25 protein-coding genes and 1 other RNA gene are annotated in these 24,149 nt (G+C 65.8%); 10 read left to right on the forward strand and 16 right to left on the reverse strand.

Annotated features, from left to right (window positions below):
* Positions 1-8 precede the first annotated feature (8 nt).
* From CSC94_RS16025 to CSC94_RS16035, 3 genes are all read right to left on the reverse strand, one after another.
* Positions 9-851, reverse strand: a complete 843-nt coding sequence (locus CSC94_RS16025; RefSeq protein ID WP_099307368.1) for an AAA family ATPase — start codon at positions 849-851, stop codon at positions 9-11.
* A 129-nt stretch (positions 852-980) separates the two neighbouring features.
* Positions 981-1,250, reverse strand: coding sequence for a hypothetical protein (locus CSC94_RS16030; protein WP_099307369.1), 270 nt, complete (start codon positions 1,248-1,250; stop codon positions 981-983).
* A 299-nt stretch (positions 1,251-1,549) separates the two neighbouring features.
* On the reverse strand, positions 1,550-1,828 hold the full coding sequence (locus tag CSC94_RS16035) for a hypothetical protein (RefSeq protein ID WP_099307370.1): 279 nt from the start codon (positions 1,826-1,828) through the stop codon (positions 1,550-1,552).
* A 307-nt stretch (positions 1,829-2,135) separates the two neighbouring features.
* Here CSC94_RS16035 and ssrS point away from each other — a divergent pair.
* The 3 genes from ssrS (at position 2,136) to CSC94_RS16050 (ending at position 3,864) form a co-directional block, all read left to right on the forward strand.
* Positions 2,136-2,293: non-coding RNA, 6S RNA (ssrS, locus tag CSC94_RS16040), on the forward strand.
* 62 nt (positions 2,294-2,355) lie between these two features.
* Positions 2,356-2,940: a 5-formyltetrahydrofolate cyclo-ligase gene (locus CSC94_RS16045; protein WP_099307371.1), complete on the forward strand. Its 585-nt coding sequence runs from the start codon at positions 2,356-2,358 to the stop codon at positions 2,938-2,940.
* A gap of 102 nt (positions 2,941-3,042) precedes the next feature.
* Positions 3,043-3,864, forward strand: coding sequence for a TIGR00282 family metallophosphoesterase (locus CSC94_RS16050; RefSeq protein WP_099307372.1), 822 nt, complete (start codon positions 3,043-3,045; stop codon positions 3,862-3,864).
* Between the two features lie 207 nt (positions 3,865-4,071).
* Here the strand turns inward: CSC94_RS16050 and CSC94_RS16055 are convergent, their stop codons facing one another.
* The 4 genes from CSC94_RS16055 to CSC94_RS16070 form a co-directional block, all read right to left on the reverse strand.
* Complete coding sequence (locus tag CSC94_RS16055) at positions 4,072-4,617, reverse strand: tetratricopeptide repeat protein (protein WP_099307373.1); 546 nt, start codon at positions 4,615-4,617, stop codon at positions 4,072-4,074.
* Between the two features lie 4 nt (positions 4,618-4,621).
* Positions 4,622-5,461: an MBL fold metallo-hydrolase gene (locus CSC94_RS16060; protein ID WP_099307374.1), complete on the reverse strand. Its 840-nt coding sequence runs from the start codon at positions 5,459-5,461 to the stop codon at positions 4,622-4,624.
* A gap of 117 nt (positions 5,462-5,578) precedes the next feature.
* Positions 5,579-6,058, reverse strand: a complete 480-nt coding sequence (locus CSC94_RS16065) for a cupin domain-containing protein (protein ID WP_099307375.1) — start codon at positions 6,056-6,058, stop codon at positions 5,579-5,581.
* Complete coding sequence (locus CSC94_RS16070; protein ID WP_099307376.1) at positions 6,055-6,525, reverse strand: GFA family protein; 471 nt, start codon at positions 6,523-6,525, stop codon at positions 6,055-6,057. The genes CSC94_RS16065 and CSC94_RS16070 overlap by 4 nt, the downstream gene beginning before the upstream one ends.
* 122 nt (positions 6,526-6,647) lie before the next feature.
* Here CSC94_RS16070 and CSC94_RS16075 point away from each other — a divergent pair, with 122 nt between their 5' ends.
* Positions 6,648-7,397: a YebC/PmpR family DNA-binding transcriptional regulator gene (locus tag CSC94_RS16075; protein ID WP_099307377.1), complete on the forward strand. Its 750-nt coding sequence runs from the start codon at positions 6,648-6,650 to the stop codon at positions 7,395-7,397.
* 63 nt (positions 7,398-7,460) lie between these two features.
* The gene (locus CSC94_RS16080; RefSeq protein ID WP_099307378.1) at positions 7,461-7,736 is read left to right on the forward strand and encodes an Rdx family protein; all 276 of its coding nucleotides are present in this window, start codon (positions 7,461-7,463) and stop codon (positions 7,734-7,736) included.
* A 72-nt stretch (positions 7,737-7,808) separates the two neighbouring features.
* Here the strand turns inward: CSC94_RS16080 and rpmE are convergent, their stop codons facing one another.
* Positions 7,809-8,030 (reverse strand): 50S ribosomal protein L31, encoded by a 222-nt coding sequence (rpmE, locus tag CSC94_RS16085; protein ID WP_099307379.1) that lies wholly within the window; start codon positions 8,028-8,030, stop codon positions 7,809-7,811.
* 76 nt (positions 8,031-8,106) lie between these two features.
* Here rpmE and CSC94_RS16090 point away from each other — a divergent pair, with 76 nt between their 5' ends.
* A complete protein-coding gene (locus tag CSC94_RS16090; protein WP_425356529.1) occupies positions 8,107-10,062 on the forward strand; it encodes an ABC transporter transmembrane domain-containing protein in 1,956 nt (651 codons plus the stop codon).
* A 15-nt stretch (positions 10,063-10,077) separates the two neighbouring features.
* Here CSC94_RS16090 and CSC94_RS16095 read toward each other — a convergent pair whose 3' ends face one another.
* Positions 10,078-11,724, reverse strand: coding sequence for an FAD-binding dehydrogenase (locus CSC94_RS16095; protein ID WP_099307381.1), 1,647 nt, complete (start codon positions 11,722-11,724; stop codon positions 10,078-10,080).
* 229 nt (positions 11,725-11,953) lie between these two features.
* On the opposite strand from CSC94_RS16095, the gene CSC94_RS16100 reads away from it, so the two are divergent.
* Positions 11,954-13,150 (forward strand): TMEM43 family protein, encoded by a 1,197-nt coding sequence (locus tag CSC94_RS16100; RefSeq protein WP_099307382.1) that lies wholly within the window; start codon positions 11,954-11,956, stop codon positions 13,148-13,150.
* A 69-nt stretch (positions 13,151-13,219) separates the two neighbouring features.
* Positions 13,220-14,521 (forward strand): leucine-rich repeat domain-containing protein, encoded by a 1,302-nt coding sequence (locus tag CSC94_RS16105; RefSeq protein WP_114647862.1) that lies wholly within the window; start codon positions 13,220-13,222, stop codon positions 14,519-14,521.
* 54 nt (positions 14,522-14,575) lie between these two features.
* Here the strand turns inward: CSC94_RS16105 and CSC94_RS16110 are convergent, their stop codons facing one another.
* The 7 genes from CSC94_RS16110 to CSC94_RS16140 form a co-directional block, all read right to left on the reverse strand.
* Positions 14,576-15,907, reverse strand: a complete 1,332-nt coding sequence (locus CSC94_RS16110; protein ID WP_099307384.1) for a mechanosensitive ion channel family protein — start codon at positions 15,905-15,907, stop codon at positions 14,576-14,578.
* A gap of 95 nt (positions 15,908-16,002) precedes the next feature.
* Positions 16,003-17,034 carry a peptidoglycan -binding protein gene (locus tag CSC94_RS16115; protein WP_099307385.1) on the reverse strand — a complete coding sequence of 344 codons (1,032 nt, stop codon included), beginning with the start codon at positions 17,032-17,034 and terminating at the stop codon, positions 16,003-16,005.
* Between the two features lies 1 nt (position 17,035).
* Positions 17,036-18,046, reverse strand: a complete 1,011-nt coding sequence (locus CSC94_RS16120; protein ID WP_099307386.1) for a MotA/TolQ/ExbB proton channel family protein — start codon at positions 18,044-18,046, stop codon at positions 17,036-17,038.
* Between the two features lie 92 nt (positions 18,047-18,138).
* Positions 18,139-18,930: an inositol monophosphatase family protein gene (locus CSC94_RS16125; RefSeq protein ID WP_099307387.1), complete on the reverse strand. Its 792-nt coding sequence runs from the start codon at positions 18,928-18,930 to the stop codon at positions 18,139-18,141.
* Positions 18,931-18,970: 40 nt separating this feature from the next.
* Positions 18,971-19,534, reverse strand: a complete 564-nt coding sequence (efp, locus tag CSC94_RS16130; protein ID WP_099307430.1) for an elongation factor P — start codon at positions 19,532-19,534, stop codon at positions 18,971-18,973.
* A 176-nt stretch (positions 19,535-19,710) separates the two neighbouring features.
* The gene (locus CSC94_RS16135) at positions 19,711-20,694 is read right to left on the reverse strand and encodes a tetratricopeptide repeat protein (protein WP_099307388.1); all 984 of its coding nucleotides are present in this window, start codon (positions 20,692-20,694) and stop codon (positions 19,711-19,713) included.
* Positions 20,691-21,353 carry a thiamine phosphate synthase gene (locus CSC94_RS16140; protein WP_099307389.1) on the reverse strand — a complete coding sequence of 221 codons (663 nt, stop codon included), beginning with the start codon at positions 21,351-21,353 and terminating at the stop codon, positions 20,691-20,693. The genes CSC94_RS16135 and CSC94_RS16140 overlap by 4 nt, the downstream gene beginning before the upstream one ends.
* Before the next feature lie 202 nt (positions 21,354-21,555).
* Between CSC94_RS16140 and CSC94_RS16145 the strand changes: the two genes are divergently transcribed.
* Together CSC94_RS16145 and CSC94_RS16150 are read left to right on the forward strand one after the other, a co-directional pair.
* Positions 21,556-22,326 (forward strand): sulfite exporter TauE/SafE family protein, encoded by a 771-nt coding sequence (locus CSC94_RS16145; protein ID WP_099307390.1) that lies wholly within the window; start codon positions 21,556-21,558, stop codon positions 22,324-22,326.
* A gap of 110 nt (positions 22,327-22,436) precedes the next feature.
* The gene (locus tag CSC94_RS16150; RefSeq protein WP_099307391.1) at positions 22,437-24,077 is read left to right on the forward strand and encodes an acyl-CoA synthetase; all 1,641 of its coding nucleotides are present in this window, start codon (positions 22,437-22,439) and stop codon (positions 24,075-24,077) included.
* The last annotated feature ends 72 nt before the right edge of the window (positions 24,078-24,149 follow it).

Consider the following 24,149-nt stretch of genomic DNA (forward strand, 5'->3'; position numbering starts at 1 on the left):
TCCGGCGGTCAGTTGCCGCGCTGGCGGGCGAGGAAGGCCATTCGCTCGAACAGGTGCACGTCCTGCTCGTTCTTCAGAAGCGCGCCATGCAGCTTGGGCAGGGCGTTCTTCGGATCGGACCGCAGGGTTTCGGGATCGACGTCATCGGCCACCAGGAGGCGGATCCAGTCGAGCGCCTCGGAGGTGGACGGCTTCTTCTTCAGTCCGGAGACCTCGCGGATCTCGTAGAACTGGTTCAGCGCCTGGGAAACGAGCCGCTGCTTGATGCCGGGATAGTGGACATCGACGATCTTTTTCAGCGTGTCGGCATCGGGGAAGCGGATGTAGTGGAAGAAACAGCGGCGCAGGAAAGCGTCGGGCAGTTCCTTCTCGTTGTTGGACGTGATGATGACGATGGGGCGGACCTGCGCGCGCACCGTCTCGCCGGTTTCGTAGACATGGAACTCCATCTTGTCGAGTTCCTGCAGCAGGTCGTTGGGAAACTCGATATCGGCCTTGTCAATCTCGTCGATCAGCAGGACGACCTTGCGGTCGGCCGAGAAGGCGTCCCAGAGCTTGCCGCGCTTGATGTAGTTGCGGATGTCGTTGAACCGCTCGTCGCCGAGCTGGCTGTCGCGCAGACGGCTGACGGCATCGTACTCGTAGAGCCCCTGCTGCGCCTTGGTGGTCGACTTGATGTGCCATTCGATCAGATCGAGCCCGAGCGCGGCCGCCACCTGCTTGGCCAGTTCCGTTTTGCCGGTCCCCGGTTCGCCCTTGACGAGGAGCGGGCGCTCCAGCGCGATGGCGCTGTTGACCGCGACCATCAGGTCCTTGTCTGCGACGTAATGTTCGGTTCCCTCGAAACGCATGGGCTCTGCTGCCTTTTTCCCGGATCAATCGCGTGGGACATTAGGCAGCCGGCCCGGTCACTGCAAGGGCCGAGCGGCAAAAGGCCCGCGCCAAGGCGCGGGCCCTTCCGCATGATCGCGGGCGTGCTGTCAGCGGCCGGAGCGGATGCTGTCTTCCAGCACGTTGGCCGCGTAGTTGCCGGCGGGCTGCCGCCCGGGCCTCGCCATTCCCGCACCATGCCTCCAACCGGGAAGGATGGAGAATGTCCGGGTCCGGTCTATGCCGGCCGTCACGCCGGCTGCACCCAGGCGCTGGATCACATTGGGCGCGTAGTTCGAGGTGTAGAGCCGCAAGCCTTCGGCACGGGCGCCTGCAATGGCAAGGAGCAGACACGTGGCCGTGATCAGAAGCGTTTTCATGATTGAACTCCCTCTGTTTTGATGGCGGTAGGGGCGTGCGCAGCCAGCCGCCCTCGCGGGCGCTCTGCGCCTTTTCAAACTGCCCTCTTGGTATGATCCTCGGAGGCTTTCGCCCTGGCCGCCTTGTCTTCCCGTCCGGGAATCGGTTCGGTGCGGCGGCTCCGCTTTCCGAAGACCAGAGTATGGCACAAGTCGAACGGATTAACAACTTAAGAAAGAAATATATTTATTTTACAACTCACTAAAACACGAAGGCCCGCGCCGAGGCGCGGGCCTTCCGCATGATCGCGGGCGTGATGTCAGCGGCCGGAATCGATTTCGAAGCGCGTCACGTCGGGGGCATAGTTGCCATGGACGCCCGGCGCATCGCCGGAGGGCATCACGATCGACGCGGTGCGCGTGGCATCGACATCGAACGGCATGCGTTCGTGGGACATCGACTTCGACATCACGTGGTGCGTTCCCAGCCGGCTCAGGACATCGGCGGAGTAGTTGCCGGAATAGAGCCGCAGACCGCCTGCGGACGCCATGCCGGTTGCGGTGAGCAGGAGGGCGGTCGCGATCAGGATCTTTTTCATGGTTCTTTTCCTTCTTCATGTCACGAAACGGGTGGTTCACACCTTCCTCCGCTTCGTGTCTCGGTCCCTTCCCGGGATCTGGTCCGGCGCGGATCGTTCCGCTTCCGATGCACTGAAGATGGGGCGCGACCGGGCGGGATGCAAAACAACGAATGGCGACTGGTTCGTGATCAGACAGTCGCGGCTTCGTGAACAGTGCCTCCGGCAAATATCCTTGTGAAACAGTGTGTTCCAGCTCCGGTGAACAATCGCGGCGCGTGCCGCATGACCACTGGCGGAAGCGGTCAAAGCGACCTATATTGCGGGGTGCGGTCTGCGCTTCCCGACAGGAATAACACTTCCCCGGGGCCTTATTGATCTCCTAGGGAGCTGTCCCTGGTCTCGCCCGTGGGCCTGGCCATACGGCGCCCACCTACTTTGTAGGTTCCCGGGATCAATCTTTCCATCGGTCGCCGTGGATCGCACTCCTTCCCTCTCGCGTCGCATTCGGACTAGCCTTGCGAAAGCCGCGGCGGCATAAGCGGGCCATGACCGATCCGAAAACGCTCAAGAAAGAACTGCGATTGCAGGCGCTGGCGCGCCGGGACGCACTCGATCCTGCCTATCGCATCGAGACAGCGATGCGGATGGCCGACGAGGCCGAGGCGATCGGCGTGGACCCCGGTCAGGTGGTCTCCGGCTTCCTGCCGATCCGGAGCGAACTCGACATCCGGCCGCTGATGATGGCGCAGGCCAGTCGCGGCGCGCGGCTCTGCGTGCCGGCGATGATCGACCGGCAGACCATCGTCTTCCGGGCCCTGGTGCGTGGCGCGCCGCTGGTCGACAACGGCTTCGGCACGCTGGCTCCGCCCGAGGACGCGGAGGTGCTCTTGCCCGACATCATGCTGATGCCGCTTGCCGCCTTCGATGGCGCGGGCAACCGCATCGGCTATGGCGCCGGCTATTATGACCGGGCCATCGCGGCCCTGCAGGCGCAGGGGCGCCGGCCGCGGCTGATCGGCATGGCCTTCGACTGCCAGCAGGTAGAGGCCGTTCCCGCGGAACCGCATGACGTGCCGCTGCACGCGCTGTGGACCGACAGCGGCTACCGGGTGCTCGATCGGGAGGACTGAGCGGGCGCGCCCCGCGCGGTGCGGCACCGGCCTGTGACAATCTTCACACCAGCGATGCGATGACGCTTGCGCCTGCTTGCATCGCGCTGATAATGCCCTCCCATGAGATTGCTGTTTCTTGGTGACATGGTCGGCCGCACGGGCCGCACAACCGTCTGGGAGAAGCTTCCGGGCCTGATCTCGGACTTCCGTCTGGATTTCGTGATCGTCAACGGCGAGAACGCCGCGGGCGGCTTCGGCATTACCGAGGACATCTTCCGGCAGACGCTGGAAGCGGGCGCTGACGTCGTGACCACCGGCAACCATGTCTGGGACCAGCGCGAGGCGCTGTCCTTCGCGTCGCGCGAGGACCGTTTCCTGCGGCCGGTCAACTATCCGCTGGGCACACCGGGGCGCGGCACAGGGCTCTACGAGGCGCGCAACGGCGCCCGCGTGCTGGTGGCCAACGTCATGGGGCGCGTCTTCATGCACCCAGAACTGGACGATCCCTTCGTGGCGGGCGCCAACGTGCTGGAACATTGCGCGCTCGGCGACCAGGCCGACGCGGTGGTGTTCGACTTCCATGCCGAAGCGACGTCGGAAAAGATGTGCTTCGGCCATTTCATGGACGGCAAGGCGAGCCTGGTTGTGGGCACGCATACGCATTGCCCGACCGCCGATCACCAGATCCTGGAAAACGGGACGGGGTACATGTCGGACGCGGGCATGTGCGGCGACTACGACTCCTCGCTCGGCATGGAGAAGGAAGAGCCGCTCAACCGGTTTCTCTCGAAAGTGCCAAAGGGACGGTTCGAAGCCGCGTCCGGGCCGGCCACGATCTGCGGCGTCGGGCTCGACATTTCCGACCGCACCGGCCTGTGCGAGAAAATCGCGCCGCTCCGGCTCGGACCGCGGCTGGCGGAAACCGTGCCGGATTTCTGGTAAGCGCGCCGGGCGGGAGCATTTCCGCTTTCCCTGAAACAGTTCTTGCCTGTCCGGCATACCGGTCGCGAAACCGGCGCCCCATTTCGCTGGAACTGGTTTGCGCGGTCCCAGTTCCGGACGCGAAACCGGTGCTCCCTTTCGCTGGAACTGCTTTGCCCGGTCGCAGTTCCGGACGCGAAACCGGTGTCCACTTTCGCTGGAACTGCTCTAGAGATCCTTCGATTTCGGCTGTCTCGCCCGCCACTCCTTCGGCAACTGATCGCGCTCCTTGAGCCAGGGATGGATGTCGACCGCATGGGCCAGGGCGCCATAGGCCGCCCGGGTCCGCCCCATCCTGAGAAGCACGTGGTAGAGGCCGGACCAGGCGCCGAAGTGGCGCGGCTCCAGTGCTATCGTCTTTTCGAGGTCCGACAGCGCGCCCTCGTTGTTGTCGCGCAGGAAGCGGATGAAGGCCCGCTGGTTCCAGCCCTCGGCATAGTCGGGCGCTTGTTCGACAGCGATGTCGAACTGCTCCTCGGCGGCGCGGAAGTCGTAAGCCTCACGCCGCTCCATGCCCTTGTCGATGGCCGCGCGCACCGCCTTGTCCGGCGCCTGGTCGAGCCAGTAGGTCCAGACCTCGTTCTCCAACTTCCGGCCTTCCGCCTCCGTCTGGGCTGCGGCGAGATGGGCAAAGAGCCGGTTCTTCACCGCATCGGCACGGACGGGCGCGGCTGCGAGGATCACGAAGGCAAGGGCGGCGAGGATCAGGCGCACGGTGTCATACCCCTTTCAGGACCACGATGGTCGGCTGGCGCGGAAGGTCGCGGATGGACACGGTGATCGACTCGCTGTCGCGGAACTCGACGGCGAAATCGCCGCGGACGCGGGAGAGGAAGCGTTCCATCGTCGTGTAGCGCCGGTGCATCGGCAGGACGATTGAGCTCTGCAGGCGGCGGACGATCTGCGCCATGCCTTCGTGGGAAAGCGTGAGGCCGCCGTCGATGGGCACCATGAGGATGTCGAGCCGGCCGATGGCGGCATAGTGGGCGTCGGTCAGGTCGTGATGAAGGTGGCCGAGATGCCCGATGCACAGGTCGGCGACCTCGAAAATGAAGATCGAATTGCCGTCCTTCATCATGAAATCGCCCATGCGGATATCGGTGGGCACGTTGCGGATGTAGAGATCGTCGACGACGACGCGATGTTCCGCCGGGCCACTGCCGTCCGGCTTCCAGCCGGGCAGGACATATTCGATGCCGGGGTCCGGGGTCATCGTGTAGTGGGTCGAATGGGCCCGGTTCATGGTCACGACACGCGGCAGCGGATCGTAGCCGTGGTAGCCGGAAAAATCGGTCGCCGCGCGCACGCCGGCGGGTGTTTCTATGACATAGGTGGAGTGACCGGCATAGGTGATCGTCACCTTGCCCGGTTCGTATTGCGCCGGCCATGCCGGGACCAGCGAGGCATAGCGGACGGGCTTGTCCTGCTGGCGCAGGTCCTGCGCGATGGCCATGCACTTGGAGGGGGCGGGCGACGATTGCGCGCGGGCGGGGCCGGCCATGGCCGTGGCGGCCAGGATCAGCAGCGATACGGACAGGCAGGAGAGGGCACGCGGCATGGATCGGTCATCCCGTCTGGTTCATCGCCCCGGCCGGAAAATGCTAGGCCGGGCCAGCAGGGCCGGCAAGGGGGCACCGATCACGGGCGCGTGATCGGACGGGTGGCGCACCGCCCGTCAGTAGGGCGTGCCGTCCTTGCGGGTGAAGATCCAGCGCCCGTCGCCGTCCTGCACGGCCTTCAGGTCATCGGCCGGGTAGTCGCCCGCATCGCCCGGTGCGCGGTCGCTGATCTCCAGGTAGGTGACTTCGGCGTTGCTGCGGTTGACGAGGTGGTGCGCCAGGCCACCCTTCGGAAAGCCGGCGCACATGCCCGGCGCCAGTTCCATCTCTCCCTGGTCCGTCACCAGGGTGGGCGTGCCCTGGAGGATGAAGACGAATTCGTCCACGGCGGAGTGACGATGCAGCAGGGACGATTCGGCGCCCGGCTCAAGCACCGTCATGTTGATGCCGAGATTGGTGAGGCCGAAAACGCTGCCGAGCTGGCGCTTTACCCGGCCGGCGACCCGCGAGGCGAAGGGCTCGGGATAGGCTGAGGCCTTTTCGCGCGGTGCCACGCCGGCGGCGTCGATGGCCAGAGGGGCTGTTTTTCCGGTCATCGTGTCATCTCTTCCCATCGGTTGCGGATGGCCTCGTAGCCGTCGTCCGGCTGTTGCGGCCAGGACAGTTCATCCTCGCCGATCACCATGAAGGGTTGTTTCGAACGGGTCCATATATGGCCGGCGGGCACAAGCCAGGACGTGTCATCGAGCGTCCCGGCCTTGATGTTGCCGAGTGCGATGCCCTGCGAGCCATGCCAGACGCGAACGCCGCATTGCGGGCAGAACAGGCCTTCGCGGACGCGGCCGGATTCGGCGACGCGCGACACGGTGCGGTATTGGCCGGAAATGTCGACGTCCTCGCGCCGGCAGCGCAGGCTTTCGCCGAAGGCCGACGAGGTGTGGCGCTGGCACTCGGTGCAATGGCACAGGTAGAACATGACCGGCCTGGCCGTCAGGCGGTAGCGCAATTGCCCGCACTGGCAACCGCCCTCGACGGGGAAGCGCGGCAGTCTGACTGTCCTCATGCGGATCGTCCTTTCAAGGCCGGCTTGAAAAACTGGGCGGCGGGTGTTTCCTCCACCCCCCTGTTTGGATTATAAGGCACGCCATTCCAAGTGATCCAAGAGCAGATTCCGACGGGAGTGTCATGGCCGGTCATAGCCAATTCAAGAACATCATGCACCGCAAGGGCCGCCAGGACGCCGTGCGGTCGAAGATCTTTTCCAAGCTCGCGCGCGAAATCACCGTGGCGGCCAAGATGGGTATGCCCGATCCGGCGATGAACCCGCGCCTGCGCCTGGCGATCCAGAACGCCAAGGCGGAGTCCATGCCCAAGGACAACATCCAGCGGGCGATCAACAAGGCGTCGGGCGGCGACGGCGAGAATTACGAGGAAGTGCGCTACGAGGGTTACGGCCCGGGCGGTATCGCGCTGATCGTCGAGGCGCTGACGGACAACCGCAACCGCACCGCGTCCAACGTGCGCGCCGCCTTCACCAAGGCCGGCGGTGCCATGGGTGAAACCGGATCGGTTGCCTTCATGTTCGACCGGGTCGGCGAGATCGTCTACAAGGCGGATGCCGGCGATGCCGACGCGGTGATGGAAGCGGCCATCGAGGCCGGGGCCGAAGATGTCGTTTCGGACGACGAGGGCCACACGATCACCTGCGCCTTCGAGGATATCGGCGACGTCTCGACGGCGCTCGAAACGGCGCTGGGCGAAGCGGAATCGGTCAAGCCGGTTTGGAAGCCGCAGAACGGCATCGCGGTGGATGCCGAGCGCGCCGAGTCGATCATGAAGCTGATCGAACGTCTCGAGGATGACGACGACGTGCAGAACGTCTATGCGAATTTCGAGATGGACGAGGAGACAATGGCCAAGCTCAGCGCGGCGTGATGCCGGCCGAAAGGCTGTTTTCGGGGGCGGGCCGCGGCTCGCCCTTTTTCGTTGGAGGCCCGGATGAACAAGCCGTCCGTTCGCATCACCTATTGTACGCAATGCAACTGGCTGCTGCGCGCTGCCTGGATGGCACAGGAACTGCTGTCGACATTCGGCCAGGACCTCGGCGCGGTCATCCTGGAACCGTCGACGGGCGGCCGCTTCGAGATCACGCTCGATGGCGAGACGATCTGGGAGCGCAAGGCCGACGGCGGCTTTCCCGAGGCCAAGGAACTGAAGAAACGGGTGCGCGACCGGGTCTGGCCCGAGCGCGATCTCGGTCACGCCGACCGGTGAAGGCCAATCAGACAAAGAAAAACCCCGGCCGCAACGACCGGGGTTCCTTCCTTTCCGGCAGTGCCGAAAAAATCAGATGCCGAGGTTGGCATACTTGTTCTTGAAGCGCGAGACGCGGCCGCCGCGGTCCACCAGGTTCTGATGGCCGCCCGTCCAGGCCGGGTGCGTGGTCGGGTCGATGTCGAGGTTCATCGTATCGCCTTCCTTGCCCCAAGTGGACTTGGTCATGTACTCGGTGCCATCGGTCATGATGACCTTGATCGTGTGATAGTCGGGATGGATGTCGGCTTTCATCGCACTCGTCCTGATCGCTCGTGGGGTACGTGCGCGATGGCCACGGGCGTGAACTGCCCGGCATGCGCCAACCCGATTGAAACTTGTGAAGCCGCAGCATGTCCCGGCCACGGCTTCCAAAATGGTCGGCGAGCCTATACATCAGGCCCGCGAGGAGTACAAGGGTGAGCGTGCGGAATCCTTCCGGCAGGATGCGTTCCCCCAGACAGACATGGAAAGGCCCGGCATGGCGGATCAAAACGCGGACACGCAGGACAAGAAACGCCGCTCGCTGCGACCCTTGGCTCGGCTTGCTCCTTATCTCAAGCAATACAAGGGGTTGGTGGCCGGCGCGCTGGTTTCGCTGACGCTGGCCGCAGGTACGACCCTGACGCTGCCGCTGGCCGTGCGGCGCATGATCGACCACGGTTTTTCCGACGGCAACAGCGACTTCATTTCCAATTATTTCTCCATGCTGATCGTCATCGCGGCGGTCATGGCGGCGGCCTCGGCCTGCCGCTATTACTTCGTCATCACGCTCGGAGAGCGCGTCGTGTCGGATGTGCGCCGCGACGTATTCGCGCATGTCACCCGGCTTTCGCCCTCCTTCTTCGACACCGCACAGTCCGGCGAGATCGTGTCGCGGCTGACCGCGGATACCACGCAGATCAAGTCCGCGGTCGGCGCCACCGCCTCGGTGGCGCTGCGCAACACGCTGCTGGGTCTCGGGGCGCTCGGCATGATGGTCTACACCTCGCCGAAGCTCTCCGGCCTGGTCATCGCCGCCATCCCGCTGATCGTCGTTCCGCTGGTCGCCTTCGGCAGGTCGGTCCGGCGAAAGTCGCGGCTGGCGCAGGATACGCTTGCCGATGCCACGGCCTATGCCTCCGAGCAGATCGGCGCGGTGCGCACCCTGCAGGCCTTCACCAACGAGGCCATGGTGCGCGGCCGGTTCGCCGCGGCCGTGGAGGCTGCCTTCACGGCCGCGCGGTCCTCCGTGCGGGCCCGTGCGGTGCTGACCTTCGTGGCCATCTTCACCATCTTCTCCTCGGTGGTCGGTGTTCTCTGGTTCGGGTCGCGCGACGTGCTGACCGGCGTGATCAGCGCCGGGACGCTGGGCCAGTTCCTGCTCTACTCGGTTTTCGCCGCGGGCGCGCTGGGCGCGCTGTCGGAGGTCTGGGGCGAGCTTTCGCAGGCCGCCGGCGCGGCGGAACGCCTGACCGAACTGCTGGCCGAGCAGCCGGACATCGCCGCACCGGCGCAACCAAAGGCGCTGCCGGAACCGGCACTCGGGTCGGTGGCCTTCGAGGACGTGTCCTTCGCGTACCCGGCGCGTCGCGACGTTTCCACGCTGACAGGGCTTTCCATGGCGGTCCAGCCCGGTGAAACGGTGGCCATCGTCGGGCCGTCGGGGGCGGGGAAGAGCACGCTCTTCTCGCTGCTGCTGCGTTACTACGACCCCGAGAAGGGATCCGTGCGGATCGACGGGGTCGACCTGCGCGAGACCGATCCGCAGGCCTTCCGGTCACGCATCGCCATCGTGCCGCAGGACGTGACGATCTTTGCCAGCACCGTGGCCGACAACATCGCCTTCGGCAAACCGGGTGCGGATCGCGAGGCCATCGTGGCTGCCGCCCGGGCAGCGCATGCCGACGAGTTCATCTCGAAAATGGACAAGGGCTACGACACACCGGTCGGCGAGCGCGGCGTGACGCTGTCCGGCGGGCAACGCCAGCGCATCGCCATCGCGCGGGCCATCCTGCGCGACGCGCCGATCCTGCTGCTCGACGAAGCGACCTCGGCGCTGGATGCGGAGAGCGAAACGCTGGTCCAGGAGGCGCTCGAACAGCTGATGGAAGGACGGACCACGCTGGTCATCGCCCACCGGCTGGCGACCGTGCTGAAGGCCAATCGCATCCTTGTCATGGACGGCGGACAGATCGTCGAAGAGGGCACGCACGAGAGCCTGGTGAAACATGGCGGCGTCTATGCCCGTCTTGCCAAGCTCCAGTTCACCAGCGGTGCCGAGGCTTTCACGCGGGCCGCGGAATAGGAACGCGCCGCGGCATCAGCCGGCCGCGCGTCCCGCCCTGCGCCCGGAAAAGATACAGCCGCCAAGGAAGGTGCCTTCCAGCGCGTTGTAGCCGTGGTAGCCGCCGCCGCCGAAGCCGGCGACCTCCCCGGCGGCGTAGAGACCCGGCACGGGCTCTCCGGTGCCGTCCAGCACGCGGCCTGCGAGATCGGTATGCAGGCCGCCGAGCGACTTGCGGGTGAGAATGTGCAGCTTCACCGCGATCAGCGGCCCCTTCGCAGGGTCGAGGATCCGGTGGGGTTTGGCGGTACGGATCAGCTTGTCCCCCAGGTAGTTGCGGGCGCCATGGATGGCGGTGACCTGCGCGTCCTTCGAGAACGGGTTGTCCAGTTCGCGATCGCGGGCCTCGATCTGCTCCTTCAGCCGGTCGTGGTCGATCAGCGGCGTCTCGGTCAGGGCGTTCATTCCGGCCACGAGGTCGGCGAGATTGTCGCGCACCACGAAATCGGCACCGTGCTGCTTGAACGCCTCGACCGGGGCGGGCGCGCCTTTCTTCAGAACGCGACCGCGGATCACTTCCATCCACTTGCCGGAGGTGAAATCCGGGTTCTGTTCGGAACCGGAGAGCGCGAATTCCTTCTCGATGATGGCCTGGGTGAGCACGAACCAGGACCAGTCGTATCCCGTCGAGAGGATGTGCTTCAGCGTCGCCAGCGTGTCGAAGCCCGGAAGGCAGGGCGCCGGCATGCGGTTGCCCGTGGCGTCAAACCACAGCGAGGAGGGGCCGGGCAGGATGCGGATGCCGTGGTTGGGCCAGATCGGGTCCCAGTTCTGTACACCCTCGGTGTAGTGCCACATGCGGTCGTCGTTGATGGTTGTGGCGCCAGCGGCCCGCGCGATGTCGAGCATGCGGCCATCGACGTGGTGGGGGACGCCCGAGACCATGGAGGCGGGCGCCGGACCGAGGCGACCCTCCGGCCAGACCTTACGGACAAGGTCATGGTTTCCGCCGATGCCGCCTGACGTCACGATGACCGCGCCGGCCGACAGCTCGAACGAGCCCGTCACTTCCCGCGAGGACTGCTGGCCGCGCGCGACGGCGGTCGGCTCGAGGATCTCTCCCGCCACGCCGGTCACCGCCCCGTTCGCGGTTTCAATACGGCTGACACGATGGCGGAAGCGCATGTCGATGCGCCCGGCCTCCGCATGGGCGCGGACGCGCTCCTCGAAGGGGCGGACGGTGCCGGGCCCGGTGCCCCAGGTGATGTGAAAGCGGGGCACGGAATTGCCGTGCCCGGTGGCCAGGGCGCCGCCGCGCTCGGCCCAGCCGACGACAGGGAACCAGCGCATGCCCAGCGAGGCCAGCCAGGGACGCATCTCGCCGGCGGCGAAGTCGAGATAGGCTTCGGCCCATTGGCGCGGCCAGCGGTCCTCCGGCCGGTCGAAGGCCGCCGATCCCATCCAGTCCTGCGTCGCCAGCGCGAGACTGTCGCGGATCTTCATGCGGCGCTGTTCCGGCGTATCGACCATGAACAGGCCGCCAAGCGACCAGAACGCCTGACCGCCCAGGTTCTGCTCACCCTCCTGGTCAAGCAGGAGCACCTTTCGGCCGCGTTCCGCCAGTTCGTTGGCGGCCACGAGGCCGGCCAACCCGGCACCCACGATGATCACATCGGCATCCATCGGACCGTCCTCCCGTCGTTTTGCGCCAGAGTAACCGGCGGGCCCGCGGTTGCAAGGCGGCACGCGCCTGCCGTTGCGTCAGGGCGATACCCCATCTGGCGTATGCGGCGATCCTGCTTTGCAAGCATGCTGTGACAATCGTCATCGCGACGGCCAGCGAGTTGCGGCATGATCATGCGGCAGGGAGGGCCGGCGGGATGCCGCGTCCGCATCGAGATGAGGCCATGTCATGTCCGATCAGTTCTCAGAGGTTACCAGCCGTTCGTGGTTTTCACGGATCGGCGGCGCGTTTTCCGGAATCCTCTTCGGGTTTCTCCTGGTGCTGCTGTCGGTCGGCGGCCTGTTCTGGAACGAAGGGCGGGCGGTGAACACCGCGCGGGCGCTGACCGAGGGCGCGGGCAGCGTCGTCACCATCGATCCGGCTGCACCGTCGTCCAATGCCGGCCAACTCGTCCATTTCACCGGCCCCCTGATCATCCAGGGCGCGCCGTCCGATCCGCTCTTCTCCGGCCTTGGCGTTCCGACCAACGCCAACCGGCTCGTGCGCCATGTCGAGATGTACCAGTGGCAGGAGAAGAGCCAGTCGGAAACGCGCAAGAAGCTCGGCGGCGGCGAGGAGACGGTGACGACCTATTCCTATTCGCGCGGCTGGGCCTCGCGGCCGGTGGATTCGGCCTCGTTCAAGCAGCCGGCCGGTCATGCCAACCCGCCGATGCCGGTGGAAGGCAACAGCTTCCCGGCGCAGTCGGGCAAGGTCGGCCAGATCACCATCCCGGGAAACCGTATTTCAGGGCTGGGGGCGGAAACGCCGCTGGCGCCGTCGGAAAAGGATCTCGATGCCATCGCCGGCGCGCTCAATGACGGGCGAGCGGTGCGGATAGCCAGCGGAGCCATCTACGTCGGGGCCAACCCGGCCAGCCCGCGGATCGGCGACGTGAAAATCAGCTTCGAGACGTCCAGTGCCGGCGTCATCAGCGCGGTCGGCACCATCGATGGCGGCACGCTCGGCTCCTTCACGGCCTCCAACGGCGTCAAGATCGGCATGATCGAAGAAGGCGACAAGCCGGCGGCGGCCATGTTCGAGGCGGCGCAATCGGCCAACACGGCCCTCACCTGGGGCCTGCGTGTCGCCGGACTCATCGCCATGCTGATCGGTTTCCGGATGATCTTCGCCATCGTCGGCGTGATCGGTGACGTGGTGCCCTTCATCGGCGACGTCTTCCGCTTCGCAACCGGACTGGCCGCCATGGCGCTGACGGCCGTGCTCGGCACGGTCACCATCGGCATCGCGTGGATCTGGTACCGGCCGCTTCTCGGCTGGTCGATTATCGCCATCGGCGCGGTGCTGGCCGTCATCTTCCTCGGGCTCGGCAAGCGCCGGGCCCGCAGCAACCGGGGCGAGGCAGCCCGTCCCGCGACGCCCTGAGCCCGGCGGGGGCCCCTGGCGGTCCCGGCGGAAACCAAGACCCGACGAGACCGATCGAAAGGACAGCCCATGCGACGACACCCTCTTCTTCAATCCTTCGCCCGTTCGGTGGCGGCAGGGGCGATCCTGTGCCTCGCCGCAGTGGGGCCGGCGCTTGCCTTCGATGCCGAGGCGCTGGCCGCCCGGTTCAAGACGCTCGGGGTAAAGGTCTCCAACGAGGAGGCGACCCCGCAGACGGTGGTCAAGATGACCTACGTGTCCCTGCCGTGGGAGATCCGGGTTCACGATGAGGACATCGCCCTGATGGCCGGCCTGCCCAAGCTGCAGTCGCTCGATCTCGGCGGGCGCCGCGAACTGACGCCGGCGATCATTCCCTTCCTGGCCGAGATGCCGGCACTGCAACGCCTCAGCCTCAACTCCCTTCACATTGGCGACGAGGGCGCGGCGCAACTGGGCCAGATGACCGGGCTCAGGGATCTCAGCCTGTCTTCGGCCCGGGGGCTTTCGCCGACGGGCATTGCCGCGCTCGCAAAGTCCCGGTCGATCCGCCGGCTCAAGCTCTTTGACGTGACGGTTGGCGACGAAGGGCTCGCTGCCCTGGCGACGATGCCGCAACTGGAAGACCTGCAATTGACCCGGGCCCGCGGCGTCACCCCTGCGGGCCTGCGGGAACTGGCCAAGCTGACGAAGCTGCGCAAGCTGGACATCGCCGAGACCTGGGCCGATGACAGCGTCCTGGAGGCCTTTGCCAATCACGCGTCACTGGATTCGCTGCGATTGAACAAGATCGACACGATCACCGACGCCGGGCTTGCCGCGATCGGAACGCTGCCGCGCCTGAAGGAACTGACGCTCGACGAGACGCTGATCGACGGATCCGGCCTGCCCGACCTGGCGAAAGCGGTATCGCTGGAAAACCTGTCGATGCAGAAGACACTGATCAGCGATGAAACGGTGAAAGGCCTGGGCACCTTTCCCGTGCTGACGAAGCTTTCGGTGGCGGATACCCGGGCCGGGGACGGTGTCGCGGCCCAGATCGGTGCGCTGAAGACGCTGGAAACGCTGTTCATCAACGATACGGAACTCTCCGACGAGGGGTTCAAGGCCATTGCGACCCTGCCGGAGATCCAGTTCCTGCAACTCAGCGACACGCAGGTCTCCGATGCCGGCCTGTCGGCGATCGTCATGCCAAAACTGATGACGCTCGACATTTCCGGCACCGGCGCTTCGCTTGCGACGCTGGAGCAACTCGTCAACCACGAGCGGCTGCGCTCCGTCTCGATGCGCAAGCTGGACCTGAAGAAGGCGGATGTCGATCCGGTCCTGGCCAAGCGGGATCCCGACAAGAAGAAACTGTCCGTCTACAACTGACTTGCAGCCGGACTGGGTCGCCTCCCAAAAGGGCCCTGCGTCTGCGAACGGGCGTCAGCCGATTTCCTGGCTGGCGTCCTCGTCGAGCAGGTCCTGCCGGCCGGACTGGGCGCGTTCCTCGGCCACCTTGCGGGCGATGGTGTCGTCCGCCCTGGCCGTATCGGCAACGGCGGCAGCGGACGACGGCCTTGCCTTCGGCTGTTTCGTCCTGGTGGTCACGACCGGCTCTTCCTGCTGCAAGTGGATGCGGTACCCGGGCTCCGGAAGGTCGATGCCGGCGGATTCCAGCGCGTGCTTGACCAGGCGGATGGCTTCGCTCTTGGCCTGGAGGAAGCTCGTCTCGGTCTGGTTTACCCAGGCGACGTACTGGATGACGATGGCGAAGTCGCCGGCCTCGGTGATCCAGGCATCCGGATCCGGATCCTTGAGGGTGAAGGGCAGGTCGGCCAGCGCGCGGATGCCGATCTCGCGGGCCGCGGACAGATCGGCGGCCGGGTCGATGCCAAAGGTGAAAGAGAAACGGCGTTCCGGGTTGCGCGTGTAATTGTGGACGATGCCCTTGAACACATCGGCATTGGGGATGCGGATATGGTTGCCGTCCGCGTCCATGAGGATCGTCGCCCGCGACGTCAGCATGAGGACCGAGCCTTCCTTGCCGCCGATCTCCACCCAGTCGTTGGGCCGGAACGGCTGGCGCACCGACAGCAGGATGGAGGCAATGTAGTTCTCCACCGTGTCGCGCACGGCGAAGCCGACGGCGAGGCCAAAAATGCCGGCCGCGCCGAGGATGGTCCCGAGCACCGCCGTGGCGCCCAGAACGTCGAGCGCGACGACCAGGCCAAGCCCGACGAAGACCAGGCGCACGATTTGGCGCAACAGGTCGGCGATGAAGGAATTGGGCGCGATGCGGGAGAACGGCCAGCGCCGGGCCGCGACCCAGAAGCCCAGCGAGGCAATGACGAGAAAGACGATCGCCGACAGGCCGATCATGGGCAGCTGGTTGACGATCTGAAGGGTGCGGTTGCGAATGCGCTCCCAGGCCGGGACGATCCGCTTGGTGACCGACGAAACCTCGCGGATCTGGTTGCGGATCGCGACGACGCCTTCCACGCGCCCGGCCAGTTTTTCCGCCTCCAGGGCCATTTGCGGCTCCGCCACCTGGCCATACAAAGTCACCACGCCGGATTTCACCGAGGAGAACACGTCGTCGAGGCCCTCGATCTGCGACAGGATCTCCTCGATGCGGCGATCGATCGCACGGTCGGAATCGACATCGGTCTTGGTCGCGATGGGGCCGTTCGGTTCGGTGGGTGCGTCCTCGGCTGCGACCGGCAGGACGAGCGAGACAGCAAGCAGAAGCGCTGCGGCGATCAATCGCAATGACATGTCCGGAATATCCCCTTGCGGTCGTCAGGCCCCATGCCATTCAACCGGGCCGGGACGCGGATGTCCAGCATCGAAGAACGCGGACGGTCGCGCGATCAGCGCTCGGTCAGCTTCAGCTCGATGCGGCGGTTGCGGGCTCGCGCTTCCGGCGTATCGGCATTGTCCAGCGGCTGGAACTCACCGAAACCGGCCGCGACCAGCCGGTCGGCCGGGACCCCCTGTTCAACGAGGAACTTGACCACCGAAATGGCGCGCTGGGCGGAGAGCTCCCAGTTGTCGCGGAACCGCCCGGTGCCAGACAGCGGCACGTTGTCGGTGTGGCCATCAACGCGCAGGACCCAGTTGATCTCCGGGGGGATCTCCTTGGCGAGGTCCAGCAGGGCATCGGCAAGCTTCTTCATCTCAACCTTGCCGGCGTCGTTGATCTGGTCTCCGCCGGAGGCAAACAGGACTTCCGACTGGAAGACGAAGCGGTCGCCGACAATGCGGATGTTGTCCCGGTCCGACAGGATCTCGCGCAGGCGGCCGAAGAAGTCGGACCGGTAGCGGTTGAGTTCCTGGACGCGCTGGGCCAGCGCGACGTTCAGGCGGCGGCCGAGGTCGGCGATCTTGGCATTGCTCTCGCGGTCGCGGGATTCGGAGGCATCGAGGGCATCCTCGAGGGCGGCGATCTGGCGGCGCAACGCGGAAATCTGCTGGTTGAGGATCTCGACCTGGCTCAGCGCGCGCTGGCTGACCTCGCGCTGCTCGTCGAGCTGGCCGGAGAGTTCGCCGACGCGCTGCTGGGCCTCGCCGGCCGCACCGGCGCCGCTGGCCAGCAATTGCTCCAGCCGGCTCTTCTCGTTCTGGGCAGCTTCGAGCGAGGCCTGCAGGTTGGCAAGCTGGTCGTTCATGTCCTGGCTGTTGGAGCGTTCCAGCGAGAGCAGGCGCGTCAGTTCGTTGATCTGCGAATTGAGCCGGGTGAGAACCTCGTCCTTGCCGGAGATCTCGCGGCTGAGCAGGAACTGCGCCAGGACGAAGACGGACAGCAGGAACATGATGGCGAGCAGCAGGGTCGACAGGGCGTCGACGAAGCCGGGCCAGTAATCGATGCCGCGGTCGCGGCGCCGGTTGCGCGCTAGCGCCATGTCAGGCGTCCTTGTCCTTTTCCAGGGCCTCTGCCACGCGTTGCAGAGTCTGGTGCATGGCCTTCTGCTCGGTGGCCTGGGCCTCGACCCAGTCGCGCATCATCTGCTGTTCGGCGCGCATGGACTTGACCAGTCCGGCCACGCCCTCGGCCAGATTGGCCATGGCCGCGGTCACGCGCTGCGACGAGCCGCCCGATTCCTGCAGGCGGCGCAGGCTCTCGGCCATTTCGCGGATCTCGTCGGACGATCCCGGCGAACGCATGGCCGTGGTCAGATCGGAGCCGACATCCGTGACCGACGACAGCCAGTTTTCCAGCTCGATGTAGAAGCGGTTCTGGGCGCGGCCGGCCTGGAGATCGAGGAAGCCGAGGACGAGGGAGCCGGCAAGGCCGAAGAGCGAGGACGAGAACGCCGTTCCCATGCCGTCGAGCGGACGGGCAAGGCCGGATTTCAGCGCATTGAGCGTGTCGTTGGCGTCGCCGGTGCCGGGGTCCAGCGACTGGATGGTGTCGCCGATGGAGCCGATGGTCTGCAGCAGGCCCCAGAAGGTGCCGAGCAGACCGAGAAAGACGAGGAGCCCGATCAGGTAGCGAGAGATGTCGCGGCTTTCATCGAGGCGCGTGGCGATGGAATCGAGGATCGAGCGCATCGACGAGGTGGAGAGCGAGGTGGCGGTGTTGCGGGACAGCATGGCCTGCATCGGCGCCAGCAGGACCGGGTCCTTCGCCGTTTCGCCCTCGCGGAAGGAATTGACCCAGCGGACCTCGCGGAACAGGCGGATGACCTGCAGGAAGGCCAGCAGGACGCCGACGCCCAGAACGCCGACGATCAGGCCGTTGAGGCCGGGATTGGTGGAGAATGCGGAGGAAATCTGCCGGAACAGGATGGCGGCGACAAAGCCGGCCAGGGCCAGGAAGATGATCATCGACAGCAGGAAGACCTGCGGCGACGACAGCCGTTCGGGGTCGTAGGCGCTCCGCTCGCGCTCGGCGCTGACTTCTTCGATGGCCATGCTTTTCCCAGTCCTTTCCGATTCGCCGTGGTCCCGGTTAACCGGAACTTTAATCGGAAATATGACGGAATGGGAAGAAGTTCCGGAACAACCTAGACTGGTTTTGAGATCGTGGCCAACAAGCGGCGGTGGATGTCCTCGTTGCCCGCGACGATCGAGGCGCTGTCCAGCATGTCCTGGCCGCCCTTGCCGTCGGAAATGAAGCCGCCCGCCTCGCGCACCAGCAGCATGCCGGCGGCGACATCCCACGGGTCGAGGCCGTTTTCCCAGAAGCCGTCGAAGCGGCCGGAAGCGACCCAGGCGAGGTCGATGGAGGCACAGCCGGTGCGCCGGACGCCTGCGCATTCGCCCATGACGTTACGCAGTTGCAGCAGGGCGTTGCCGTGGTGGCCGCGGCCGAGATGCGGGATGCCGGTGCAGATCACCGCATCGGCCAGGTTCGAACGCGCCGCGACGCGGATGCGCCGGTCATTGAAAAATGCGCCACCGCCGCGCTCGGCGGTGTAGAGCTCGTCCATGACCGGGTTGTAGACCACGGCCGCGACCAGCTGGCCCTGGCGTTCCAGGGCGATGGAAATGGCGAAGACCGGGATGCCATGGAGGAAATTCGTCGTGCCGTCGAGCGGGTCGACGATCCAGCGGTGCTGGCCGTCATGGCCTTCCACCTCGCCGCGTTCCTCCATCAGGAAGGAATAGCCCGGCCGGGCACGCGACAGTTCCTGGTAGACGATGTCCTCGGCCTTGCGGTCCGCCTGGCTGACGAAGTTGGCCGGGCCCTTGAGGCTGACCTGGAGGTTCTCGACCTCGCCAAAGTCGCGCACCAGCGAGCGCCCGGCCTTCAAGGCCGTCTGCACCATGACATTGAGGATCGCGGAGCGCGCCATTCGTCAGTTCCTGTCTTCCGGTCAGCGAGGGCCCGCGCGGTCAGTCCGCGCGGCGCACGTAGGTGAGTTCGTCGGTGTCGACGATGATGCGTTCGCCCGACTCGATGAAGGGCGGAACCATGACGCGCACGCCGTTCTCCAGAACGGCCGGCTTGTAGGAGGAGGCGGCCGTCTGGCCCTTGACCACCGGGTCGGCCTCGGCAATCGCCAGCGTCACCTGGGTCGGCAGGGAAATGCCGATGGGCTTTTCCTCGTAGAGCTCGACGGTCACGATCATGCCTTCCTGCAGGAAGGCCGAGCGGTCGCCGACGAAATCCTTCTGCAGTTCAAGCTGCTCGAAGCTTTCCTGGTCCATGAACACCAGCATCTCGCCTTCCTCGTAGAGGTAGGAGAAATCCTTCTGTTCCAGGCGAACCTTTTCCACGGTCTCGGAGGCGCGGAAGCGCTCGTTGAGCTTGGTGCCGTCGATCAGGTTCTTCAGCTCGACCTGGTTGAAGGCGCCGCCCTTGCCCGGCTTGACCGCGTTGGTCTTGACCGCGACCCAGAGGCCGCCATTGTGCTCGATCACGTTGCCGGGACGGATTTCGTTGCCGTTGATCTTCATGGTGTCCGTTTCCATTGCCGGTCCTGCCGGGCCCTGTTCGGCCGGCGGATCCTGACCAGTGCTGATATGGGTCTGCGCGCCGGGAGCGCGCGCCGCCCGGTTTGTTCCGCGCTCCAAGACCACAAAACGCGACAAGAGGCAAGAGCGGGCGACAATGCGGCGGCCTGCGCGGGCTGTCAGCGCAGCCGGTTGGCCCGTTCGATGGCCTTCTTCATCTGGTCCTTGGTCAGTCCGTCGAGAAAGACGTTCATCTCCGGATCATCGAGACCTGCGCGGCGGGCAAGGATGTACCAGGCTGCCGCCTCGATCGGGTTGCCCTCGGTGCCCAGGCCCATGCGGTAGAGTTTCGCCAGGCCGTTCTGGGCGGCCACGTTGCCTTCCAGCGCCGCCATGCGCATCCACCGGAACCCGGTGTCGAAGTCGCGCGCGCCGCCGCGACCGTCGACCAGCCAGACCGCCAGGTCGAGCATGGCGGAATCGTAGCCGCCGCGCGCCGCCAGTTCGAGCCACTTGCGCGCGGTCTTCTCGTCGCGTTCGCGCCCGGCATTTCCCTCCGCCAGGATCATGGCCATGGCGTATTGCGCGTCGGGCAGGCCCTGGCGCGCGGCACGGTCGTACCATTCGGCCGCTTCCGCCAGGCCGGTCGGGCCGGGTTTGCGGTCAACGATCATCTGGGCATAGTTGAAGCGGGCGAGCGCGTTTCCGGCCGCGGCAGCCTCGCCCATCAGGCGGAAGGCCTCGTCGGTGTCCTTCGCCACGTACTTGCCGTCGGTCAGCAGCAGAGCGTACTGGAACTTCGCTTCCGGATTGCCGTTCTTCGCCGCCTTGATGTACCACTTGGCCGCTTCCGCAGGGTTGCTCGGCACGCCGAGCCCGCGCGAGAGGATCTCTGCGACAAGCGTCTGTGCGGCCGGGTCACCCTTCTCGGCCAGTGGCTTCGCCAGGTTGAGCGCGGTGATGTAGAGGCCGCGCTGGAACGCGCCGAAGGCCTTGTCGGCCGGATGCTGGCCAAACCGCTCGGGGTCGATGTCGGTCGACTCGCCCGCCTCCTTCGCCACCCGGTCGGCCAGCGACGGCAATACCTTTTCCGCCGTGTCGCCGGCGGCAAGAGCCGGGACGGCAGTGCCGATCATCAGCAGCAGGGCCAGCGTGCGTTTCATGCGGCGTCCAGTTCCGGTGCCGTTTCATCGAGCATCCGGTTGATCGCCGCGACGGCTTCACCGGGATCGAGGGGCCCGCCGAACACCGCGGCCGACATGGCGACGAAATCCGCACGCGTGGCGGCTACGGCGGCGGTGCTCTCGATGGACGATCCGCCCATCACGATGCATGGCAGGGTCACCATTTCCGCCCACCATTCGCCCAGCGCCAGGTTGCGGGGGTGCGCTTCCGGCTTGGTGTCGTAGCCGATGCGGCCGAAGAAAATGTAGTCGGGCCGGACTTCGCCGAGTTCCAGCGCATCGTGGCGGGTCTTGGCTCCACCGACGCCAAGCATCAGCTTTCCGTCGAAGCGCTCGGCGGTTTCGGCGATGGCGGCCTTCGCGTTTTCCAGATGGACGCCGTCGGCGCGGACGCGGCCCGCGGTGCGGGTGTCGTCGACGATCATGACGGCCACGCCCCGTTCCTGCGCCTGCGGAACGATGTGCGCACAGCGGGCCTGGAAGGCAGCTTCCGGCAGGTCATAGGCGGGCAGGATGAGCGAGGCGACGTCGCCACCCGACAGCGCTCGCGATACGGCGGCGGCAAAGGCATCGTCGGCGGCGATGTCCGGCGCGATGAGAACGAGGCGGCAGCGGGTGTCCGGTGTGGCATGCGGCATGGGTCGAGGTGTCCCGATAGTGTCCGGTTTCGATTGGCGGCAGAAAATGGTCTCAATTGGGCGGCGGCGCAAGGGCGACGCTCCGGCAGGGACGAAATGACACTTCCCGGTCGTCAAACCGGCGGCAACCGTCTATGAGTGAACCCCGTCCCCGGGCCGGTCGTTGCCTTCCGGCTCTTTCCAGTCTCTCCTCCGGGTGCCCATGCAAGGTCTCCTTACCGATCCCTGGTTCTATGCCGCCTGTGTGCCGGCCGTGCTTCTCGTCGGCCTGTCGAAGGGCGGGCTGGGCGGCGCAACGGCCCTGATCGGCGTGCCGATGATGACGCTGGTCATGCCGCCGGTGCAGGCGGCGGCGATCATGCTGCCGATCCTCATCCTGATGGACATGGTGTCGCTGTGGACCTGGCGCGGCTACCGCCACCCGCAGACGCTTGCCTACATGCTGCCCGGCGCGATGGTGGGGATCGGCATCGGCTGGTGGCTGGCCGCGGCCGTGACCACCGACATGGTGAAGCTCATCGTCGGCGTGATCGCCGCGATTTTCGCCGGGCGCTGGTTCTGGCTGAAGCTGCGCAAGTCTTCCGCGGAGAAGCCGCCGAGCCGGGTGCGAGGCGCGTTCTGGGGCATGGTCTCCGGCTACACGAGCTTCGTCGCCCACGCCGGCGGACCGCCGTTCCAGATGTATGCGCTGCCGCTCGGCCTGCATCCGCGAACCTATACCGGGACATCGGTGATCTATTTCGCCATCGTCAACGCGGTGAAGGTGCTGCCCTATTTCATGCTGGGAGAATTCGGCACGGAGAACCTGATGGCGTCCGCGGTGCTGATGCCGTTCGCGCCCCTGGCCACGCTGGCGGGCGCCTGGCTGGTCAAGCGGATGAAGCCGGAAGTCTTCTATCCCTTCACCTACACGATGGTCGCCATCGTCGCGATCAAGCTCATCCATGACGGCGTCCTGGCCATGCTGTCGTGACCGTCTCGAACGAAGGTCTGTCACGGGATCGCTTGGCAGGTGGCAGGGTGCGCGTTTAATAGGAATGACGCGGGCGACAGCCCGACTATTCCGGGGAGGATGCATCCACCATGGCCAGTGCCTATGACCGCGACCTGGACAAGAACCAGGCCAACTACCAGCCGCTGACGCCGCTGACCTATCTCGAGCGCGCGGCGAAGACGTTTCCCGATCACACCGCCATCGTGCACGGCAGCCAGCGGGTGAGCTACAGCCAGTTCTGGGAGCGTTCGCTGAAACTGGGTTCGGCGCTGCGCAAGCGCGGCATCGGCAAAGGCGACACGGTGTCGGTGATGCTGTCGAACACGCCGCCGATGCTGGAAGCCCATTTCGGCGTTCCCATGGTCAAGGCGGTCCTGCACTCCCTCAACACGCGGCTTGACGCGGCGATCATCGCCTTCCAGCTCGACCACGCCGAGACCAAGGTGCTGATCATCGACCGGGAGTTTTCCGGCGTCGTCGCCGAGGCGCTCGCCATGGCCAAGGTCCGGCCGCTGGTCATCGACTATGACGATCCGGTCTACCCGGACGATGCGCCCTATCCCAAGGGCGAGCGGATTGGTTCGCTGGACTACGAGGATTTCGTGGCCACGGGCGATGCGGATTTCGCCTGGGAAATGCCGGACGACGAGTGGGACGCGATTTCGCTGAACTACACGTCCGGCACCACGGGCAATCCGAAAGGCGTCGTCTACCACCACCGCGGCGCCGCGCTGATGGCCTATACGAACACCATCCATTCGCAGATGGGCCAGCACTCGGTGTATCTCTGGACGCTGCCGATGTTCCATTGCAACGGCTGGTGCTTCCCGTGGACCCTGGCGGTGACGGCATCGACCCATGTCTGCCTGCGCTGGGTGCGGGCGAAAGCGATGTATGACGCGATCGCCGACGAAGGCGTCACCACGCTGTGCGGCGCGCCGATCGTGATGTCGACGCTGATCAACGCGCCGGACGACGAGAAGCGGGATTTCCCCCAGACGGTGACCTTTAACACGGCCGCGGCCCCGCCGCCGGAAGCCGTGCTCTCCGGCATGGCCGATGCCGGCTTCGCCGTCACCCACCTCTACGGTCTGACGGAAACCTACGGGCCGGCGGTCGTCAACGAGTGGAAAGGCGAGTGGGACGCGCTCGAGAAGGGTGCCCGCACGGCGAAGAAGGCGCGCCAGGGCGTGCGCTATGCCGCGCTGGAAGGGCTGACGGTGCGCGATCCGGAAACGATGGACGAGGTGGCGCACGACGGCGAGACGATCGGCGAGGTGATGTTCCGCGGCAATATCGTCATGAAGGGATACCTGAAGAATCCGCAGGCAAGTGCCGAGGCCTTTGCCGGCGGCTGGTTCCATTCGGGTGATCTCGGCGTGATGCATCCCGACGGCTACATCCAGCTCAAGGACCGCTCCAAGGACATCATCATCTCGGGCGGCGAGAACATCTCCTCCATCGAGGTGGAGGATGCGCTCTACAAGCATCCTGCCGTGGCCGCCTGCGCCGTCGTCGCCAAGCCGGATGAAAAGTGGGGCGAGACGCCGGTCGCCTACGTCGAACTGAAGCCGGGCAAGAGCGCCAGCGAGGCCGAGATCATCGACCATTGCCGGGCGCTGCTGGCCCGCTTCAAGTGTCCCAAGGAGGTGATCTTCGCGGATATCCCGAAGACCTCGACCGGCAAGATCCAGAAGTTCCGGCTGCGCGACGCGGCCCGGGGCGGCTGATCGCCCGGAGAGGAATCCGAAAAAAGGACAGCGCGTTAACCGAGGCTTAACCCTGACGGTTCATTACTGTGG

The sequence above is a fragment of the Zhengella mangrovi genome, from assembly GCF_002727065.1.
GTDB classification, from domain to species: domain Bacteria; phylum Pseudomonadota; class Alphaproteobacteria; order Rhizobiales; family Rhizobiaceae; genus Zhengella; species Zhengella mangrovi.

Excerpts from the sequence above, each read along its gene's own strand:
- CSC94_RS16075 (WP_099307377.1), top strand. The coding sequence starts at position 6,648 with ATGGCCGGTCATAGCCAATTCAAGAACATCATGCACCGCAAGGGCCGC.
- CSC94_RS16135 (WP_099307388.1), bottom strand. The coding sequence starts at position 20,694 with ATGAAACGCACGCTGGCCCTGCTGCTGATGATCGGCACTGCCGTCCCG.
- CSC94_RS16065 (WP_099307375.1), bottom strand. The coding sequence starts at position 6,058 with ATGACCGGAAAAACAGCCCCTCTGGCCATCGACGCCGCCGGCGTGGCA.
- CSC94_RS16060 (WP_099307374.1), bottom strand. The coding sequence starts at position 5,461 with ATGCCGCGTGCCCTCTCCTGCCTGTCCGTATCGCTGCTGATCCTGGCC.
- CSC94_RS16105 (WP_114647862.1), top strand. The coding sequence starts at position 13,220 with ATGCGACGACACCCTCTTCTTCAATCCTTCGCCCGTTCGGTGGCGGCA.
- CSC94_RS16110 (WP_099307384.1), bottom strand. The coding sequence starts at position 15,907 with ATGTCATTGCGATTGATCGCCGCAGCGCTTCTGCTTGCTGTCTCGCTC.
- CSC94_RS16030 (WP_099307369.1), bottom strand. The coding sequence starts at position 1,250 with ATGAAAACGCTTCTGATCACGGCCACGTGTCTGCTCCTTGCCATTGCA.
- CSC94_RS16125 (WP_099307387.1), bottom strand. The coding sequence starts at position 18,930 with ATGGCGCGCTCCGCGATCCTCAATGTCATGGTGCAGACGGCCTTGAAG.
- CSC94_RS16080 (WP_099307378.1), top strand. The coding sequence starts at position 7,461 with ATGAACAAGCCGTCCGTTCGCATCACCTATTGTACGCAATGCAACTGG.
- CSC94_RS16150 (WP_099307391.1), top strand. The coding sequence starts at position 22,437 with ATGGCCAGTGCCTATGACCGCGACCTGGACAAGAACCAGGCCAACTAC.
- CSC94_RS16035 (WP_099307370.1), bottom strand. The coding sequence starts at position 1,828 with ATGAAAAAGATCCTGATCGCGACCGCCCTCCTGCTCACCGCAACCGGC.
- CSC94_RS16070 (WP_099307376.1), bottom strand. The coding sequence starts at position 6,525 with ATGAGGACAGTCAGACTGCCGCGCTTCCCCGTCGAGGGCGGTTGCCAG.
- rpmE (WP_099307379.1), bottom strand. The coding sequence starts at position 8,030 with ATGAAAGCCGACATCCATCCCGACTATCACACGATCAAGGTCATCATG.
- CSC94_RS16095 (WP_099307381.1), bottom strand. The coding sequence starts at position 11,724 with ATGGATGCCGATGTGATCATCGTGGGTGCCGGGTTGGCCGGCCTCGTG.
- CSC94_RS16145 (WP_099307390.1), top strand. The coding sequence starts at position 21,556 with ATGCAAGGTCTCCTTACCGATCCCTGGTTCTATGCCGCCTGTGTGCCG.
- CSC94_RS16045 (WP_099307371.1), top strand. The coding sequence starts at position 2,356 with ATGACCGATCCGAAAACGCTCAAGAAAGAACTGCGATTGCAGGCGCTG.
- efp (WP_099307430.1), bottom strand. The coding sequence starts at position 19,534 with ATGAAGATCAACGGCAACGAAATCCGTCCCGGCAACGTGATCGAGCAC.
- CSC94_RS16050 (WP_099307372.1), top strand. The coding sequence starts at position 3,043 with ATGAGATTGCTGTTTCTTGGTGACATGGTCGGCCGCACGGGCCGCACA.
- CSC94_RS16140 (WP_099307389.1), bottom strand. The coding sequence starts at position 21,353 with ATGCCGCATGCCACACCGGACACCCGCTGCCGCCTCGTTCTCATCGCG.
- CSC94_RS16025 (WP_099307368.1), bottom strand. The coding sequence starts at position 851 with ATGCGTTTCGAGGGAACCGAACATTACGTCGCAGACAAGGACCTGATG.
- CSC94_RS16115 (WP_099307385.1), bottom strand. The coding sequence starts at position 17,034 with ATGGCGCTAGCGCGCAACCGGCGCCGCGACCGCGGCATCGATTACTGG.
- CSC94_RS16120 (WP_099307386.1), bottom strand. The coding sequence starts at position 18,046 with ATGGCCATCGAAGAAGTCAGCGCCGAGCGCGAGCGGAGCGCCTACGAC.
- CSC94_RS16100 (WP_099307382.1), top strand. The coding sequence starts at position 11,954 with ATGTCCGATCAGTTCTCAGAGGTTACCAGCCGTTCGTGGTTTTCACGG.